This is a genomic window from Rhodococcus sp. LW-XY12 (assembly GCF_019317345.1).
Lineage (GTDB): Bacteria > Actinomycetota > Actinomycetes > Mycobacteriales > Mycobacteriaceae > Rhodococcus > Rhodococcus pyridinivorans.
This window is the reverse complement of sequence record NZ_CP079225.1, coordinates 2279102-2295229: the sequence shown is the minus strand read 5'-3', so window position 1 is coordinate 2295229 and position 16128 is coordinate 2279102. Positions and strand designations below refer to the sequence as shown.

Genomic DNA, 16128 nt, shown 5'->3' with positions numbered 1-16128 from the left:
CCGAATCATGGGAATCGCGCACTCCGCCCTCCGCCGCGACCTCCTCCGCATGAGGTCGCCACCTCGACGAAGACATGGCAGCAGACCCACCGAGTGGCTCTCGCCCACCACGTGTTGTGGATGATGGATTTCCTTCACCATCACCACTGGTCCGAGGACCGTGGGCTCTATCCCCGTGGTGCAGTGCAATCCCGACGCGGCACCGCTCGTGGAGAGGATGAACGCCGACCACCGCACCATCGAGCCTGCGATCGCCCCAGTCGAGGAGGCGGCACGCGATCCCCGCGCCGACCACCCCGGCTCCGGCGAAGCACTCGGTGCAGCACTGTCCCGCTTGTCCGAGGTTCTGCTCCCCCATCTCGAACGTGAGGAGCGGGAGATGATGACACTGGTCCCGACCAGCATCACCGACGCGCAGTGGCGCGCGTGGGACCAGGAGTTCAGTATCGAGCCGAAGGGGATGCAGCAGCTCGGCAAGGAAGGGAACTGGCTCATCGACGGTCTCGACGACTCCTCGCGCGATCACGTCGTGCACCTCGTGCCGCCCGTACCGCGTTTCGTCCTGCTGCGCATCCTGGACATTCGACATCGCCACGACTTCGCGGCGCTGTGGAAGGGTACGGACGCCGCACCCATTCCGTCGCAACCGATTCCGAAATCGGCCTAGGCCGGCAGCGGAGATCCGCGCCCCCTCCGCGGCCGGGTCAGCCGATACGCGGCGGATCCACCTGAACCCGCAGCGGACCGTCCGCGCGACGCGCCGTGCGGGTGGCCTGGGCGTCGCGCAGGGCGCGACCGAGTGCGCGACCGCGCTCGCGTGCGACCCGCACGATCATCCGGTGCACGTCCTCCGGTTCGGGTCCTTCGGATCCGAACGGCAGTCGTTGCCCCGGCGGGAGCGGCACGGGCCCGAGCACCTCGGCTCCATCGGGCAGGTGTGTGGCCTCGAGCAGTTCGGCGACCGCCGCGGACGACCCGTCGATCGCGGCCATGTGGACCGCGGGCGGGAAACCGACCTCGGCTCGTTCGGAGACCTCGGACTGGGCGTGTCCCACGGGATCCCAACGCACGAGCGCCTGCACGGTGGGGATCCCGGAATCGGCGACGACCACGACCTGTCCCCCGTCGGCGAACGACCGTACGAGCGCCGATGCGGTGAGCCAGCGGCGCATCGTCTCCTCGGTGGCGCGCAGATCGGCACGGCCGAGCAGGGCCCACCCGTCCAGGAGCAGCGCCGCCCCGTAACCGCCCTCGGCGACGGGTTCGGCGCCCACGGTGGAGACGACGAGCGACGCCGAACCGGGCACGGTGTGCTTGACGTCGTTGCCGCCGGAGGTCACGACCGGCACGCCCGGAAAGGCGCGGCCCAGTTCTTCGGCGGTGCGGGCCGCCCCGACCACCACGGCCCGCAACGAGCGCGCGCCGCACGCGTGGCAGCGGTGACGCGCATCGGCGACACCGCACCAGCGGCATGCCGGGATCGCGGCACCGTCGGGACCGGCCGCCGTGGGCAGTGCGAGCGGGCCGTTGCAGTGCCGGCAGCGGGCGGGTGCCCGGCACTTTCCGCACGCGAGCGCGGGCACGTATCCGCGCCGCGGTACCTGCACGAGCACCGGGCGGTCGACCGCGAGAGCGGATCGGGCGGCGGCGAACGCGATGGCAGGCAGTCGCGCGGCACGCGCGGCCGGATCCCGTGCGAGTGCGTGGTCGCTGTCGGCGAGGGCCGTGACCTTCGGCGCGCACGCCCGTACGACGTCGCGGGGTGCCACGAGATCGTGTGCCCAGCCGGCCTCGACGAGCGCCTGGGTCTCCGCGGTGCGGGCGTGCCCGGCGATCACGATGGCGGCACCGACCGCGTGGGCGCGCAGAGCAGCCACTTCGCGGGCGTGCGGATACGGGGACCGTGGTTCGCAGTGCAGGTCGTCGCCGTCGTCCCACACCACGAGGAGCCCGAGATCGGGGGTCGGGGCGAAGACGGCGGCCCGGGTCCCGACGACGATGCGCGCGGATCCGCGCAGCGCCGCAAGCCAGCGTCGATACCGTTCGGCCGGTCCGAGGCCGGCGGCGAGGCCGACGACGTGATCGGCCCCGGCGACGTCTGCACACGCCTTCACGAGACGGTCGAGGTCACGCTGGTCGGGAACGACGAGCACGGCCGCCTTCCCCGAGGCGAGGGTCAGTGCGGCGAGTTCGGCGAGCCGTCGGGGCCAATCCTCACCGGGCAGCGCCTGCCAGGACGCGCGCGGGGCGCGGCCGCCGCCGAGCGCTTCGAGGAAGTTCTCGCCGTGCCGGTACCGGCCCCACGCGGCAGGATCGATCTCCGGAACAGGCGGAGGTTCCGGTGGGCGCGACGCCTCGGCTTCGACACGTGCGTGTCGCGGAGGTACCGCCAGACGCAGCACGTCGGCCCGGGTCCCGGCATAGCGGGTCGCGACTTCCTCTGCCAGAGCAGCGATCTCGGGCGTGAGGACCTGCTCGGACGAGACGACGCGGTCGAGTCGGCCGAGCTTGCCGGTGTGATCGCTCGTCGCGGCGCGTGCGAGCAGGAAACCGTCGACGAGACGTCCGGCGAAGCGGACGCGGACGCGGACGCCCGGGCGGGCGTCCGCGTCCAGGTCGCGCGGGATCAGGTAGTCGAACTCCCGGTCGAGGTGCGGAACCGGTAGCAGCGGGAGAACCCGCGCAACCGGATCGACCTCGGCGGCGTCGAAATCAGCAGCCACCCGGGCCCGATCGGAATCTACAGACCGGCGGCCGCGCGCAGCTTGTCGGCGCGGTCGGTGTTCTCCCACGGCAGGTCGATGTCGGTACGGCCGAAGTGGCCGTACGCAGCGGTCTGCGCGTAGATCGGGCGCAGCAGGTCGAGGTCACGGATGATCGCGCCCGGGCGCAGGTCGAAGACCTCGCCGATGGCCTGCTGGATGCGGGCCGGGTCGGTCTTCTCGGTGCCGAAGGTCTCGACGAACAGACCCACCGGAGCAGCCTTGCCGATCGCGTAGGCGACCTGCACCTCGATGCGGTCGGCGAGACCGGCGGCGACGGCGGTCTTGGCGACCCAGCGCATCGCGTAGGCGGCCGAACGGTCGACCTTCGACGGATCCTTGCCGGAGAACGCGCCACCACCGTGGCGGGCCATGCCGCCGTAGGTGTCGACGATGATCTTGCGGCCGGTGAGGCCGGCGTCGCCCATCGGGCCGCCGAGGACGAACGATCCGGACGGGTTGACCAGCAGACGCACATCGGCCGTGTCGAGATCGGCCAGGTTCGGGTCGGCGAGTACCGCGTCGACGACGTGGGTGCGCAGATCCGGCGTGAGCAGGTTGTTCAGATCGATGTCGGCGGCGTGCTGCGTCGAGATGACGATCGTGTCGAGCCGGACGGGCTTGTCGCCGTCGTACTCGATGGTGACCTGGGTCTTGCCGTCGGGACGCAGGTACGGCAGAACCCCCGACTTGCGGACCTCGGTGAGCCGGCGCGACAGGCGATGTGCGAGGGAGATCGGCAGCGGCATGAGTTCGGGCGTATCGGAGCAGGCGTAGCCGAACATCAGGCCTTGGTCGCCGGCGCCCTGGCGGGCGACCTCGTCGTCGGTGAGCACACCGCTGCGCGCCTCGTGCGAGACGTCGACGCCGCCGGCGATCTCGGGCGACTGCGCGCCGATCGCGATGTTGACACCGCAGGAGTTGCCGTCGAAGCCCTTCGACGACGAGTCGTAGCCGATCTCGAGCACCCGATCGCGAACGATCTTGGGGATGTCGGCGTATGCCGAGGTGGTGACCTCACCGACCACGTGCACCTGGCCCGTGGTGACGAGGGTTTCCACCGCTACCCGGGCACGAGGATCCTCGGTGAGGAGCGCGTCGAGAACCGAGTCGCTGATCGCGTCACAGATCTTGTCCGGATGCCCTTCGGTCACGGACTCACTGGTGAAAAGACGACCGCCGGTCTTGCTCACGAAACTCCCTCTCGACTGTGCGCCAGGCGCTGGACGGACAAACCGTATGGAGCATGCGCTCCCCGATCGGGTCGGCAGGACCCGATCGCAGTGCCGACGCTACTGCTCCGCAGGCGTCGGCGCGAGTATTGAAATCACCCGATTCTGCTGCGTTCCGCCAGCAGAGGTCCCAGCGCGTCGAGCACGCGGCTGGCCATGAGGGCCTTCGACCCGTGGGCGAGGGCGGTTTCCGAACCGTCCGCGGACAGCAACCAGCCGTTGTTGTCGTCGACCTCGAAGGCCTTACCTTCGCCGACGGCATTGACGACGAGGAGATCGCATCCCTTGCGGGCGAGCTTCTCGCGGGCGTAGGTGAGCACGTCTCCGTGTTCGTCGCCGGTCTCCGCTGCGAACCCGACGATGACCGTCTCGACGGACAGACCGCCTTCGGCACGCGCCCGGACGAGACCGGCGAGGATGTCGTCGTTCTTCGTCAGCGCGATGGAATCGGGTTCGCCCTCGCCTTTCTTGATCTTGCTGGTCGCGAAGGTGAAGGGCCGGAAATCGGCGACGGCCGCGGACATGATGACCGCGTCGGCACCCGAGGCGTGCTTGGCGACGGCGTCCTGCATCTGAGCGGCCGTCTGGACGCGCACGACGTCGACCGCGGCCGGGTCGTCGAGACCCGAGACGCTGCCGGCGACGAGCGTGACGTCGGCGCCGCGCTGAGCGGCGAGACGGGCGAGCGCGTAGCCCTGCTTGCCGGACGACCGGTTCCCGAGGAAGCGCACCGGGTCGAGGGGCTCACGGGTACCGCCGGCGGACACGACGATGCGGCGACCGGCGAGGTCGCGGGGCAGCGCGTCGGCCCGCTCGAGCAGCAGCGAGGCCAGATTGAAGATCTCGTCGGGTTCGGGCATGCGCCCGGCACCGGTGTCCTTGCCCGTCAGCCGACCCGAGGCCGGTTCGACGACCACGGCACCGCGGCGACGCAGCGTCGCGACGTTGTCGACGGTCGCGGGATGCTCCCACATCTCGGTGTGCATCGCGGGCACGAACATCACGGGGCACCGCGCGGTGAGCAGGGTGGCCGTGAGGAGGTCGTCGGCGCGACCCGCGACCGCCCGCGCCATGAGGTCGGCGGTGGCCGGAGCGACGACGACGAGGTCGGCCTCCTGGCCGAGCCGGACGTGCTGCACCTGCGGCACCTCGGCGAACACACCGGTCTGCACGGGATTGCCGGAGAGCGCCTCGAAGGTGGCGCGCCCGACGAATTCGAGGGCGGACTCCGTCGGGACGACCCGCACGTGGTGTCCGCTCTCGGTGAAGGCCCGGATCAGTGCGCAGGACTTGTAGGCGGCGATGCCACCGGCGACACCGACGACGATGCGGCGGCGCTGCACGGATCCGGCCTCGCCGCTCGAAGCGGGGTTGCTCACTCGCCTTCGGTGTGCTCGAGCAGATCCGAGTGGATCTCGCGCAGGGCGATCGACAGCGGCTTCTCCTGCAGACCCGGCTCCACGAGGGGGCCGACGTACTCGAGGATGCCGTCGCCGAGTTGGTTGTAGTAGTCGTTGATCTGGCGTGCCCGCTTGGCGGCGTAGATCACCAGCGCGTACTTCGAGGAGGCGCGCTCGAGCAGCTCGTCGATAGGCGGGTTGGTGATACCCGTGGGGGTGTCGTAGACCGGAAGGGTGTTGCCCTCGAGGTCGGTCGCGGCTGCCTGGATGCTGCTCACTCGGTGTTCTCCTGAGATGTCGCGGGATGGGAGGGCGCCGGAACCGGCAGCCGGACGCGCTCGAGGCGCGGACGGATCAGTCGGCTCCGGGTCCAACCAACAAGGATACCAATTCATCGCAAGCCCGGTCGACATCGTCGTTGATGATCACGACGTCGAACTCGTCCTGCGCGGCCAGTTCGCTGCGGGCGGTATCGAGCCTGCGAGCGACGACCTCGTCGGTTTCGGTGCCTCGGCCGGTGAGGCGCTCGACGAGCACCTCCCAACTGGGCGGGGCGAGAAACACGAGGACTGCGTCCTGCATCGCTGCACGGACGGCCCGCGCTCCCGCGAGGTCGACCTCCACGAGCACCGGATGCCCCTCGGCGAGTGCGTCGAGCACCGGTTTGGCCGGAGTACCCGATCGCTGCAGGCCGCCATGGATGTCGGCCCATTCGAGCAGTTCACCGGCTTCGATCATCCGGTCGAACTCGGCGCGGCCGACGAAGTGGTAGTCCACCCCGTCCACCTCACCCGGTCGCGGGTCCCGGGTGGTGGCCGAGACACTGAAGTGCAGATCCGGGATCCGGCTCCGCAGAAGGCGTACGACGGTCGACTTACCCACCGCGGAGGGTCCGGCCAGTACCACCAGCCGGCCCCTCCGCGTTGCGGGTGCGCTGTCCGTCACGGGTCGTGCGTCAGCTACCACGTGCTCAGGCGTCGAAATCGAACCTGGCGAGCAGGGCCTTGCGCTGACGGTCGCCGAGGCCGCGCAGACGGCGGGTCGGGGCGATCTCCAGCTCGGTCATGATTTCCTGCGCCTTGACCTTGCCGACCTTCGGCAGGGCCTCGAGCAGCGCCGACACCTTCATCTTGCCGAGGATCTCGTCGTTCTCGGCGTCCTTGAGCACCTGCTTGAGGTCGGTGCCGCCGCGCTTGAGGCGCTCCTTGAGCTCAGCCCGGGCACGACGGGCAGCAGCCGCCTTCTCCAGAGCAGCGGCGCGCTGCTCATCGGTCAGCTGGGGAAGGGCCACGGTTCCTCCGTCTCATCGTTGGCTTTCGAGTCTTCACCGCTGTAACCAGCGGCGATAGCGACCGTACTCACGACCACCGACGAATGCGAACCCACCCCCCGGCGATCCGCTCGAAAATCCGTGCGGTAGTGCACGCCGTTCCCGCAGTGGATCCCACACCCCCCGATCGGCGTCCAGGCATCGCCACGAACTGCCCCAACAGAGAAAAACCCCAGGTCACCGGTAATCTGCTGCGACGGAGGGGGACGCATCGGGTCGGGCGGCTCCCCTACTCACCGGCCCACTGTTCCGGCGCCTCGGCGGGCCGAGAAATTTTTTTCCCATTCCGCGTGTCGCGCCACTCCGAGCGCAGGTCAGAGTGCATACGAGCGGTATGTACGACTCGTGCCCGGACCGCGCGTGGCGATCCGGGCACGAGAGTCGAACGTCTCAGTCCGTCAGGAAGGCGAAGCCGTCCAGCGTGCGGGTGACGGCGGCCCGCAGGTCGGCGACGGACGGGCCGGCCCGCAGCACGTCGCGTGAGACGTTGGGCACGACCGCGCGCAGGTGGTCGCCTGCGAGTCGTCGCACGTCGTCGGCGGTGCCGCCCTGGGCCCCCACTCCGGGCATCAGGATGGGCCCGTGAAGGTCGGACAGGTCCGGCGCTTCGGTAAGGGTCGCACCGACCACCACACCCACGGAGCCGAGCCCTGCGGCCCCGTCCGTGGGGGCAGCGCTGTTGCGAGCAGCGCACTCGTCCACCACGGCCTGCGCGACGGTGCGCCCGTCGTCGAGCCGCGCGCGTTGGAACTGGGCACCTTCGGGATTGGAGGTCGCCGCGAGCACGAACACCCCGCGGCCCGTTCCGGCGGCCAGATCGAGCGCCGGGGCGAGCGAACCGAACCCCAGGTACGGGGAGACGGTCACCGCGTCCGAGCACAGCGGCGAGCCGTCCGACAGCCAGGTGCGCGCATAGGCGTCCATCGTGGAGCCGATGTCGCCGCGCTTGGCGTCCGCGAGGACGAGCACCCCCGCATCCCCCAGGTCGGCGATGGTGCGTTCGAGCACCGCGAGACCGGCGGAGCCGTAGGCCTCGAAGAACGCCACCTGCGGCTTGACGACCGCGACGGTGTCGCCGAAGGCCTCGACGCACAGTTCACTGAACCGGGCCAGGCCGTCGACGTCGTCGCCGAGCCCCCACGCAGTGAGGAGCCCCGGGTGCGGGTCGATGCCCACGCACAGCGGCCCGCGGCGCCCGAGAGCGTCCGCGAGTCGCTGCCCGAAGGGTGTCACGCCTGTTCGGCGGGTACGCCGCGCAACCGCGCGTGCATCCGCTGGATCGAGCTGACTCCGATCTCACCGCGCAGTGCCGCCTCGATACCCTGCACGGCCGCGGAGGCACCCTGCACCGTGGTGACGCACGGGATGTTCGCGGCGACCGCCGCACTGCGGATCTCGTAGCCGTCCACACGCGGACCGGCGTTGCCCCAGGGGGTGTTGATGACCATGTCCACGTCTCCGGCGCGGATGCGGTCGACGACGTCGAGTGCGCCTTCCGGCTTGTCCTCGCCGGAGACCTTGTGGACCTGCTCGCAGGGAACACCGTTGCGGCGCAGCACTTCTGCCGTTCCCACGGTAGCCATGATGTGGAAGCCCAGGTCGGCGAGGTGCTTGACCGGGAAGATCATCGACCGCTTGTCCTTGTTCGCGAGCGAGACGAAGACCGTGCCCGAGGTCGGCAGGGAGCCGTAGGCGGCGGTCTGGCTCTTCGCGAACGCGGTTCCGAAGTCGTCGTCGAGGCCCATGACCTCACCGGTGGACTTCATCTCCGGGCTGAGCAGGGTGTCGATGCCCGTGCCGTCGGCACGCCGGAACCGGTTGAACGGCAGCACCGCTTCCTTCACCGCGACCGGTGCGTCGAGCGGGATGTCGCTGCCGTCGCCCTCGGCCGGGAGGATGCCCGCGGCACGCAGCTCGGCGATGGACTCGCCGAGCATCACCCGGGCGCAGGCCTTGGCGAGCTGCACCGCGGTGGCCTTGGAGACGAACGGCACCGTGCGGGAGGCCCGGGGGTTCGCCTCGAGGACGTAGAGGATGTCGTCCTTGAGCGCGTACTGGACGTTGAGCAGGCCCTTGACGCCGATGCCCTTCGCGAGCGCGGCCGTCGAGCGGCGGACGTTCTCGATGTCGGCGCGGCCCAGAGTGATCGGCGGCAGCGCACAGGCCGAGTCGCCGGAGTGGATGCCGGCCTCCTCGATGTGCTCCATGATTCCGCCGATGTACACGTCGGTGCCGTCGCACAGCGCGTCGACATCGATCTCGACGGCGTCGTCGAGGAAGCGGTCGACGAGCACGGGGCGGTCGTCGGAGATCTCGGTGGCGTTGGAGATGTAGGTCTCGAGCGCCTTCTCGTCGTAGACGATCTCCATGCCGCGACCACCGAGCACGTAGGACGGGCGCACCAGCACCGGGTATCCGATGCCGGCGGCGATCTCGCGCGCACCCTCGAAGGTGGTGGCCGTGCCGTACTTCGCGGCCGGCAGGTCGGCCTCGTCGAGCACGCGACCGAACTCGCCGCGGTCCTCCGCGAGGTCGATGGCCTCGGGCGAGGTACCGACGATCGGCACCCCGGCGGCCTTCAGTCGACGCGCCAGGCCGAGCGGGGTCTGGCCGCCCAGCTGGACGATGACGCCGGCGACGGTGCCGGACTCGCACTCGGCGCGGTAGACCTCGAGGACGTCCTCGAAGGTCAGCGGCTCGAAGTACAGGCGATCGGCGGTGTCGTAGTCGGTCGAGACCGTCTCGGGGTTGCAGTTGACCATCACGGTCTCGTAACCGGCCTCCGACAGCGTCAGCGCGGCGTGGACGCACGAGTAGTCGAACTCGATGCCCTGGCCGATGCGGTTCGGGCCGGAACCGAGGATGAGCACCTTGGGCTTGTCGCGCTGCTCGACGACCTCGGTCTCGGCCGCGGGGTCGAGCTCGTAGGTCGAGTAGTGGTACGGCGTCTTCGCCTCGAACTCGGCCGCGCAGGTGTCCACGGTCTTGTAGACCGGGTGGACGCCCAGCTCCTGACGGAGGGCACGGACATCGTCCTCGGAGGCGAACTGTGCCGGGCGCAGCGCCGCGATCTGCCGGTCGGAGAAACCGTGGTGCTTCGCATAGCGCAGCTCGGTGGCACCGAACTGCTCGGCCGTGCGGACGTCCTCGCCCAGCTCGACGATGTACGCGAACTGCTCGAGGAACCACGGGTCGATCTTCGTGGCGTCGAAGAGCTGCTCGACGGTCGCACCGAGCTCGAGCGCCCGGGCGATCCGGTAGAACCGGCCGTCCGTGGGAGTGCGGATCTCTTCGAGGATCTCCTCGAGGGTGCCCTCGATCTCGGGGCCCGTCCAGAAGCCCGCGGACTTCGTCTCGAGCGAGCGCAGCACCTTGCCGAAGGCCTCGGTGAAGTTGCGGCCGATCGACATGGCCTCACCGACCGACTTCATGGTGGTGGTGAGAGTGCCGTCGGCACCGGGGAACTTCTCGAACGCGAACCGCGGGGCCTTGACCACGACGTAGTCGAGGCTCGGTTCGAAGCAGGCCGGCGTTTCCTTGGTGATGTCGTTGACGATCTCGTCGAGCGTGTAGCCGATGGCGAGCTTGGCGGCCATCTTCGCGATCGGGTAGCCGGTGGCCTTCGACGCGAGCGCCGACGACCGCGACACGCGCGGGTTCATCTCGATGACGACGAGCCGGCCGTCGCGCGGATCCATCGCGAACTGGATGTTGCAGCCGCCGGTGTCGACACCGACCTCGCGCAGGATGGCGATCGAGAGGTCGCGCATCTTCTGGTACTCGCGGTCGGTGAGCGTCATCGCGGGGGCGACGGTCACCGAGTCGCCGGTGTGCACACCGACCGGGTCGACGTTCTCGATCGAGCAGACGATGACGACGTTGTCGGCACCGTCGCGCATGAGTTCGAGCTCGTATTCCTTCCAGCCGAGGATGGATTCCTCGATGAGCACGTTCGCGGTGGGCGAGGCCGCGAGACCACCGCCGGCGATGCGCTCGAGGTCGGCGTCGTCGTAGGCCATGCCGGAGCCGAGGCCACCCATCGTGAAGGACGGTCGCACCACGACGGGGAAGCCGAGTTCGGCGACGGTCGCACGGACCTCGTCCATCGTGTAGCAGACGGTCGAGCGAGCGGATTCGCCACCGCACTTGGCGACGATGTCCTTGAACTTCTGCCGGTCCTCGCCGCGCTGGATCGCGTCGAAGTCGGCGCCGATGAGTTCGACGCCGTACTTGTCGAGGATGCCGCGCTCGGACAGCGCGACGGCGGTGTTGAGGGCGGTCTGGCCGCCGAGGGTCGCGAGCACCGCGTCGATCGGGGTGCCGTTGGCCTGCTCGGTCGCGATGACCTTCTCGACGTAGTCGGCGGTGATCGGCTCGATGTAGGTCGCATCGGCGAACTCGGGGTCGGTCATGATCGTGGCCGGGTTCGAGTTCACGAGGGAGACGCGCAGGCCCTCCTCGCGGAGCACCCGGCACGCCTGGGTGCCCGAGTAGTCGAACTCGCAGGCCTGTCCGATGACGATCGGGCCGGACCCGATGACCAGGACGTGGGAGAGGTCGGTACGGCGTGGCATCAGTTCTTCTCTCCCTCGAGCATGCGGGTGAAACGATCGAACAGGTAGGCGGCGTCGTGCGGTCCGGCCGCCGCTTCGGGGTGGTACTGCACGGAGAAGGCACGGCCGTCGAGGAGCTTGACGCCCTCGACCGCACCGTCGTTGGCGCAGGTGTGGCTGACGACTGCGCGACCGAACGGGGTGTCGAACTCCTGGCCGGCCTCGCCTTCGAGCGCGAACCCGTGGTTCTGCGCGGTGATCGCGATGCGACCGGTCTCGTGCTCGACCACCGGGATGTTGATGCCGCGGTGACCGAACTTCATCTTGTAGGTGCCCAGGCCGAGCGCGCGGCCGAGGATCTGGTTGCCGAAGCAGATGCCGAACAGGGGCAGTCCCTGGCCGAGCACCTCCTTGGTCAGGTGCACCGCGCCGTCGGCGGTCGCCGGGTCGCCCGGGCCGTTGGACAGGAAGACGCCGTCGGCCTTCAGGTCGAGGATGTCGTGCAGCGTCGCGGTGGACGGCAGCACGTGCACCCGGATGCCGCGCTGGGCGAACATGCGCGGGGTGTTGGTCTTGATGCCGAGGTCGATGGCCGCGACGGTGAAGCGGGCGTCCCCGTCGGTCGGTTCGACGACGTAACCGGAGGTGGTGCTCACCTCGCCGGCGAGGTCGGCGCCGAGCATCGAGGGCTGGCTCTTCACCCGGTCGAGCAGGACGTCGATGTCGAGGTCGTCACCCTTCCAGGCGAGGGCGTCGCCGGAGAAGATGCCGGCGCGCATCGAACCGCGGGTGCGCAGGTGCCGCACGAGTGCGCGGGTGTCGATACCCGCGAGACCCACGATGTTCTGCCGCTCGAGTTCGTCCTGCAGCGAGCCGGTGGCGCGCCAGCTCGACACGCGACGCGAGGGGTCGCGGACGATGAAGCCGGCCACCCAGATCTTGGACTCGGTGTGGTCGCCGGTGGGGCCGACGGACTCGTTGTCCTCGTGGTTCCAGCCGGTGTTGCCGATCTGCGGGGCCGTGGCCACCACGATCTGCCGGTGGTAGCTGGGGTCGGTGAGGGTCTCCTGGTAGCCGGTCATGCCCGTGCTGAAGACGGCCTCGCCGAGGGTCTGTCCGACCGCACCGAAGGGGATGCCGCGGAAGACCCGTCCGTCCTCGAGGACCAGCACAGCCGTGCCGCCGCCGAATGTTCTGCCGCTCATGCGTTGTCTCCGTTCTTATCGACCGCACCAGAGCCGGCCGCACGGGCTGAGATCTCGCGTGTCGTGATCGTCGTGTTGTTCGTCGTGATCGTCATCGTCGTTGTGATCGTCACCGTCTCAAGATTTTTCGTCCGACCCGTTCGTCCAGAGCGGGTAGATCGACTTGTCGTCACCGCGGAAGCCGGTGTCGACCTCCGTGCCCGAGGGCAGCTGCCAGCGGATGACCAGCACCCCGTCCTTGGACATGACCTTGCCCGCCAGACCGCGTTCGGTGCGGATCGCGCGGATCGAGTCCTGCGGGATCCAGATCGGGGACGCACCGTCGCGTTCGAGCAGGGCACCGGATCGGTATCGGGTCAGTTCCGCGTTGGCGCGGTGGCCGAGATCGCCGACCGCGATGCGGTCCTGCCAGCTCGGCGCGAGCGTGCTGCCGACGTACAGACCGGTGGTCGGTTCGACGAGCCGCTCCCCCAGCTCAGCCGGCACGGTCGGCAGTTCGCCGACCGCGTCCTGCTGACGTCGGGCACGTGCCTTCCAGCCCTTCCACATCAGCAGCACGAGCACGACCCAGAGCGCGAGGAAACCGACGGTGATGAAGAAGCGATCCATGTCGGTTCCTACCTTTCGGTCGAGCGCGGGAACACCGCACCGTCGCGGGCGGTGATCCGTCCGCGCAACACGGTGGTGGTGACCCGGCCCGGCAGGGTCATGTCCTCGTAGGGCGTGTTGTGGGAGATGCTCGCGAGGTCGGGACCGTGCACCGTCCACTCGGTATCCGGGTCGACGAGCACGATGTTCGCGGGTTCGCCTACCTCGAGGGGCCGGCCCTGATCGTCGAGGCCCACGATCTCCGCGGGACGCTCGCTCATGACCTTCGCGACGCCGCGCCAGTCCAGCAGGCCCGGCCGGACCATCGTCTCGATCACGACGGACAACGCCGTCTCGAGCCCGAGCATTCCCGGACGTGCCTGTGAGAACTCGCAGCACTTGTCCTGTTCGGCGTGCGGGGCGTGGTCGGTGGCCACACAGTCGATGGTCCCGTCCGCGAGGCCGCGTCGCAGTGCTTCGACGTCGCTCCGCTCCCGCAGGGGCGGGTTGACCCGGTTGATGCCGTCGTAGCTCTCGAGACGCGAGTCGTCGAGGAGCAGGTGGTGCGGCGTGACTTCGGCGCTGATCGCGATGCCCTGCGAGCGTGCCCACCGGACGAGCTCGACGGTGCCGGCCGTCGACGCGTGGCAGATGTGCACGCGGGCTCCGGCGTCGCGGGCGAGCAGCGCGTCGCGGGCGACGATGGACTCCTCGGCGGCACGGGGCCAGCCGGCCAGGCCGAGCCGCGCCGCGGTCGGTCCTTCGTGCGCGACGGCACCGACGGTCAGCCGCGGCTCCTCGGCGTGCTGGGCGATGAGCACCCCGAGCGAGGCGGAGTACTCGAGCGCTCGACGCATGAGCAGCGGGTCGTAGACGCACTTGCCGTCGTCGGAGAACATCCGCACGCCACCGACACCGGTGGCCATCGTGCCCATCTCGGCGAGCTGCTTGCCCTCGAGTCCGACGGTGACCGCACCCACGGGGTGGACGTCGACAAGCCCGACCTCGCGGCCGCGGCGCCACACGTGGTCGGTGACGACCACCGAGTCGGCGACCGGATCGGTATTGGCCATCGCGAACACCGCGGTGTACCCGCCGCGCGCCGCGGCGGCCGAGCCCGAATCGACGGTCTCGGTGTCCTCGCGGCCCGGTTCGCGCAGATGCGTATGCAGGTCGACGAAGCCCGGGAGCATGATCTGCCCGGTGCCGTCGACGATCTCCGCGTCGTCGCCGGCCTCGAGGTCGGTTCCGACGGCGAGGATCTGCTCGTCGCCGAGCAGCACGTCGACCGGGTCGCCCTCGCCGTAGAGGCGGACGTTGCGGATGAGCACCTGCGGCGTCACCTGTGTGTCTCCTGTTCCTGTGTCTCCCGGGTGGGAAGTGTGGGTCACGACAGGTTCCCTTCCGTCCCCACGAGCAGGCGGAAGAGCACCGCCATCCGCACGTGGACACCGTTGCTCACCTGCTGCAGCACCGCGCTCTGCGGGGCGTCTGCGACGGGGAAACCGATCTCCATGCCGCGGAGCATCGGGCCGGGATGCAGGATCACGGCGTGCTCCGGCAGCAATGCCGCGCGCTTGGCGTTGAGTCCGTATCGAATCGAGTACTCGCGGGCGGACGGGAAGAACCCGCCGTTCATGCGCTCGGCCTGCACCCGCAGCATCATGACTGCGTCGAGGGTGGGAAGTTCGGCTTCGAGCGAATCGGCGACCGTCACCGGCCAGGTCTCCACCCCCACCGGCAGCAGGGTGCGGGGAGCGACGAGTACGACCTCGGCGCCGAGCATGCTCAGCAGCAGCGCGTTCGACCGGGCGACACGGCTGTGCAGCACGTCGCCGACGATGCCGATCCGGCGGCCTTCGAGCGAACCGAGACGCTGGCGCAGGGTGAGCGCGTCGAGCAATGCCTGGGTGGGATGTTCGTGGGTGCCGTCACCGGCGTTGACGACGGCCGGTCCGGAGCCGGATTCGTTGGTCCACTGCGCGATGCGGTGCGCGGCACCGGAGGCGGAGTGACGGACCACCAGCGCGTCGGCGCCGGCGGCGTGCAGGGTCAGCGCGGTGTCGCGCAGCGATTCGCCCTTCTTCACCGACGAACTGGACGCCGAGACGTTGATGACGTCGGCGCTCATCCACTTGCCGGCGACCTCGAAGGACACGCGGGTGCGGGTGGAGTTCTCGTAGAAGACGGTCATGATGGTGCGGCCGCGCAGTGTGGGGAGTTTGCGCACCTCACGCCCGAGCAGTGCCTGCTCGAACCGCTCGGCCTCATCGAGAAGCCCCGTCGCGGAGTCCTTCGTCAGATCCGCGATGGTGAGCAGGTGTTTCACTGGGACTTGCCTCCGGAGATCTCGACGGCGTCGCGCCCGTCGTGTTCGGTCAGCAGTACGCGGACGTCCTCGCTGCGCGCGGTGGGGACGTTCTTGCCGACGTAGTCGGCCCGCAGCGGCAGTTCGCGGTGGCCGCGGTCGACGAGGACCGCAAGTTGCACCGCGCGGGGTCGTCCGAGATCGCGCAGGGCGTCGAGCGCGGCGCGGACGGAGCGTCCCGAGAACAGGACGTCGTCGACGAGGACGACGAGGGTGTTGTCGACGCCGCCCTCGGGCACCGAGGTGCGCTCCAGCGGGCGGTGCGGCTTCGTGCGGAGATCGTCGCGGTAGAGCGTGATGTCGAGCGAGCCGACCGGGACACGCACACCTGCGAATTCCTCGATGCGGTCGGCGAGGCGCTGGGCGAGGGTGATCCCGCGGGTGGGGATGCCCAGGAGCACGACACGCGGCGCGTCCTCGGGGGTGTCGAGAGCGGTCTTCTCGATGATCTGGTGCGCGATGCGCGAGATCGTCCGGTGGACGTCGGCAGCGGAGAGCAGCTCACGCGCCGGCACGCCAGTACCGGAAGACGTAGTGGGGGTAGAAGCTGTGGACCCGTCCTCGGACACGGCCATGCAGCGACCTCCTTCTCCGCCTCACTGGACGGATCGTTAAAGGATGCCTGACAGTTGTCGAGCCTATCAGCGTCGACGTCCGCCCCGGCACGGATGACGGGTGAAGCGCAACACA

At 69.5% G+C, this 16128-nt stretch carries 14 protein-coding genes; 1 reads left to right on the top strand and 13 read right to left on the bottom strand.

The features are described from left to right. The first annotated feature begins 160 nt into the window (after positions 1–160). Positions 161–667 carry a hemerythrin domain-containing protein gene (locus tag KXC42_RS10825; protein WP_257606109.1) on the top strand — a complete coding sequence of 169 codons (507 nt, stop codon included), beginning with the start codon at positions 161–163 and terminating at the stop codon, positions 665–667. A 37-nt stretch (positions 668–704) separates the two neighbouring features. Here the strand turns inward: KXC42_RS10825 and KXC42_RS10820 are convergent, their stop codons facing one another. The 13 genes from KXC42_RS10820 to pyrR form a co-directional block, all read right to left on the bottom strand. Beyond that, on the bottom strand, positions 705–2723 hold the full coding sequence (locus tag KXC42_RS10820; protein ID WP_033096606.1) for a primosomal protein N': 2019 nt from the start codon (positions 2721–2723) through the stop codon (positions 705–707). Between the two features lie 17 nt (positions 2724–2740). Next, positions 2741–3955, bottom strand: coding sequence for a methionine adenosyltransferase (gene metK, locus KXC42_RS10815; RefSeq protein ID WP_016691682.1), 1215 nt, complete (start codon positions 3953–3955; stop codon positions 2741–2743). Between the two features lie 134 nt (positions 3956–4089). Further along, positions 4090–5373, bottom strand: a complete 1284-nt coding sequence (gene coaBC, locus KXC42_RS10810) for a bifunctional phosphopantothenoylcysteine decarboxylase/phosphopantothenate--cysteine ligase CoaBC (RefSeq protein WP_033096605.1) — start codon at positions 5371–5373, stop codon at positions 4090–4092. After that, complete coding sequence (gene rpoZ, locus KXC42_RS10805; RefSeq protein ID WP_006551452.1) at positions 5370–5672, bottom strand: DNA-directed RNA polymerase subunit omega; 303 nt, start codon at positions 5670–5672, stop codon at positions 5370–5372. Before rpoZ ends, coaBC begins: the two co-directional genes overlap by 4 nt. 76 nt (positions 5673–5748) lie before the next feature. Beyond that, positions 5749–6300 carry a guanylate kinase gene (gene gmk / locus KXC42_RS10800; protein ID WP_033096604.1) on the bottom strand — a complete coding sequence of 184 codons (552 nt, stop codon included), beginning with the start codon at positions 6298–6300 and terminating at the stop codon, positions 5749–5751. A gap of 64 nt (positions 6301–6364) precedes the next feature. Then, complete coding sequence (gene mihF / locus KXC42_RS10795; protein WP_006551450.1) at positions 6365–6685, bottom strand: integration host factor, actinobacterial type; 321 nt, start codon at positions 6683–6685, stop codon at positions 6365–6367. Between the two features lie 429 nt (positions 6686–7114). Further along, positions 7115–7957, bottom strand: coding sequence for an orotidine-5'-phosphate decarboxylase (gene pyrF / locus KXC42_RS10790; RefSeq protein WP_033096603.1), 843 nt, complete (start codon positions 7955–7957; stop codon positions 7115–7117). Further along, positions 7954–11298 carry a carbamoyl-phosphate synthase large subunit gene (carB, locus tag KXC42_RS10785; RefSeq protein WP_219130314.1) on the bottom strand — a complete coding sequence of 1115 codons (3345 nt, stop codon included), beginning with the start codon at positions 11296–11298 and terminating at the stop codon, positions 7954–7956. The genes pyrF and carB overlap by 4 nt, the downstream gene beginning before the upstream one ends. Next, positions 11298–12482, bottom strand: coding sequence for a glutamine-hydrolyzing carbamoyl-phosphate synthase small subunit (carA, locus tag KXC42_RS10780; RefSeq protein WP_033096601.1), 1185 nt, complete (start codon positions 12480–12482; stop codon positions 11298–11300). The genes carB and carA overlap by 1 nt, the downstream gene beginning before the upstream one ends. Positions 12483–12599: 117 nt before the next feature. Then, positions 12600–13091 carry a hypothetical protein gene (locus KXC42_RS10775; RefSeq protein WP_033096600.1) on the bottom strand — a complete coding sequence of 164 codons (492 nt, stop codon included), beginning with the start codon at positions 13089–13091 and terminating at the stop codon, positions 12600–12602. 8 nt (positions 13092–13099) lie between these two features. Beyond that, positions 13100–14413, bottom strand: a complete 1314-nt coding sequence (locus KXC42_RS10770) for a dihydroorotase (RefSeq protein WP_033096599.1) — start codon at positions 14411–14413, stop codon at positions 13100–13102. Positions 14414–14457: 44 nt separating this feature from the next. Continuing rightward, a complete protein-coding gene (locus tag KXC42_RS10765; RefSeq protein WP_033096598.1) occupies positions 14458–15399 on the bottom strand; it encodes an aspartate carbamoyltransferase catalytic subunit in 942 nt (313 codons plus the stop codon). Further along, entirely contained in the window at positions 15396–16013 is a 618-nt protein-coding gene (pyrR, locus tag KXC42_RS10760; RefSeq protein ID WP_024100783.1) for a bifunctional pyr operon transcriptional regulator/uracil phosphoribosyltransferase PyrR, read from the bottom strand. Before pyrR ends, KXC42_RS10765 begins: the two co-directional genes overlap by 4 nt. Positions 16014–16128: the final 115 nt, after the last annotated feature.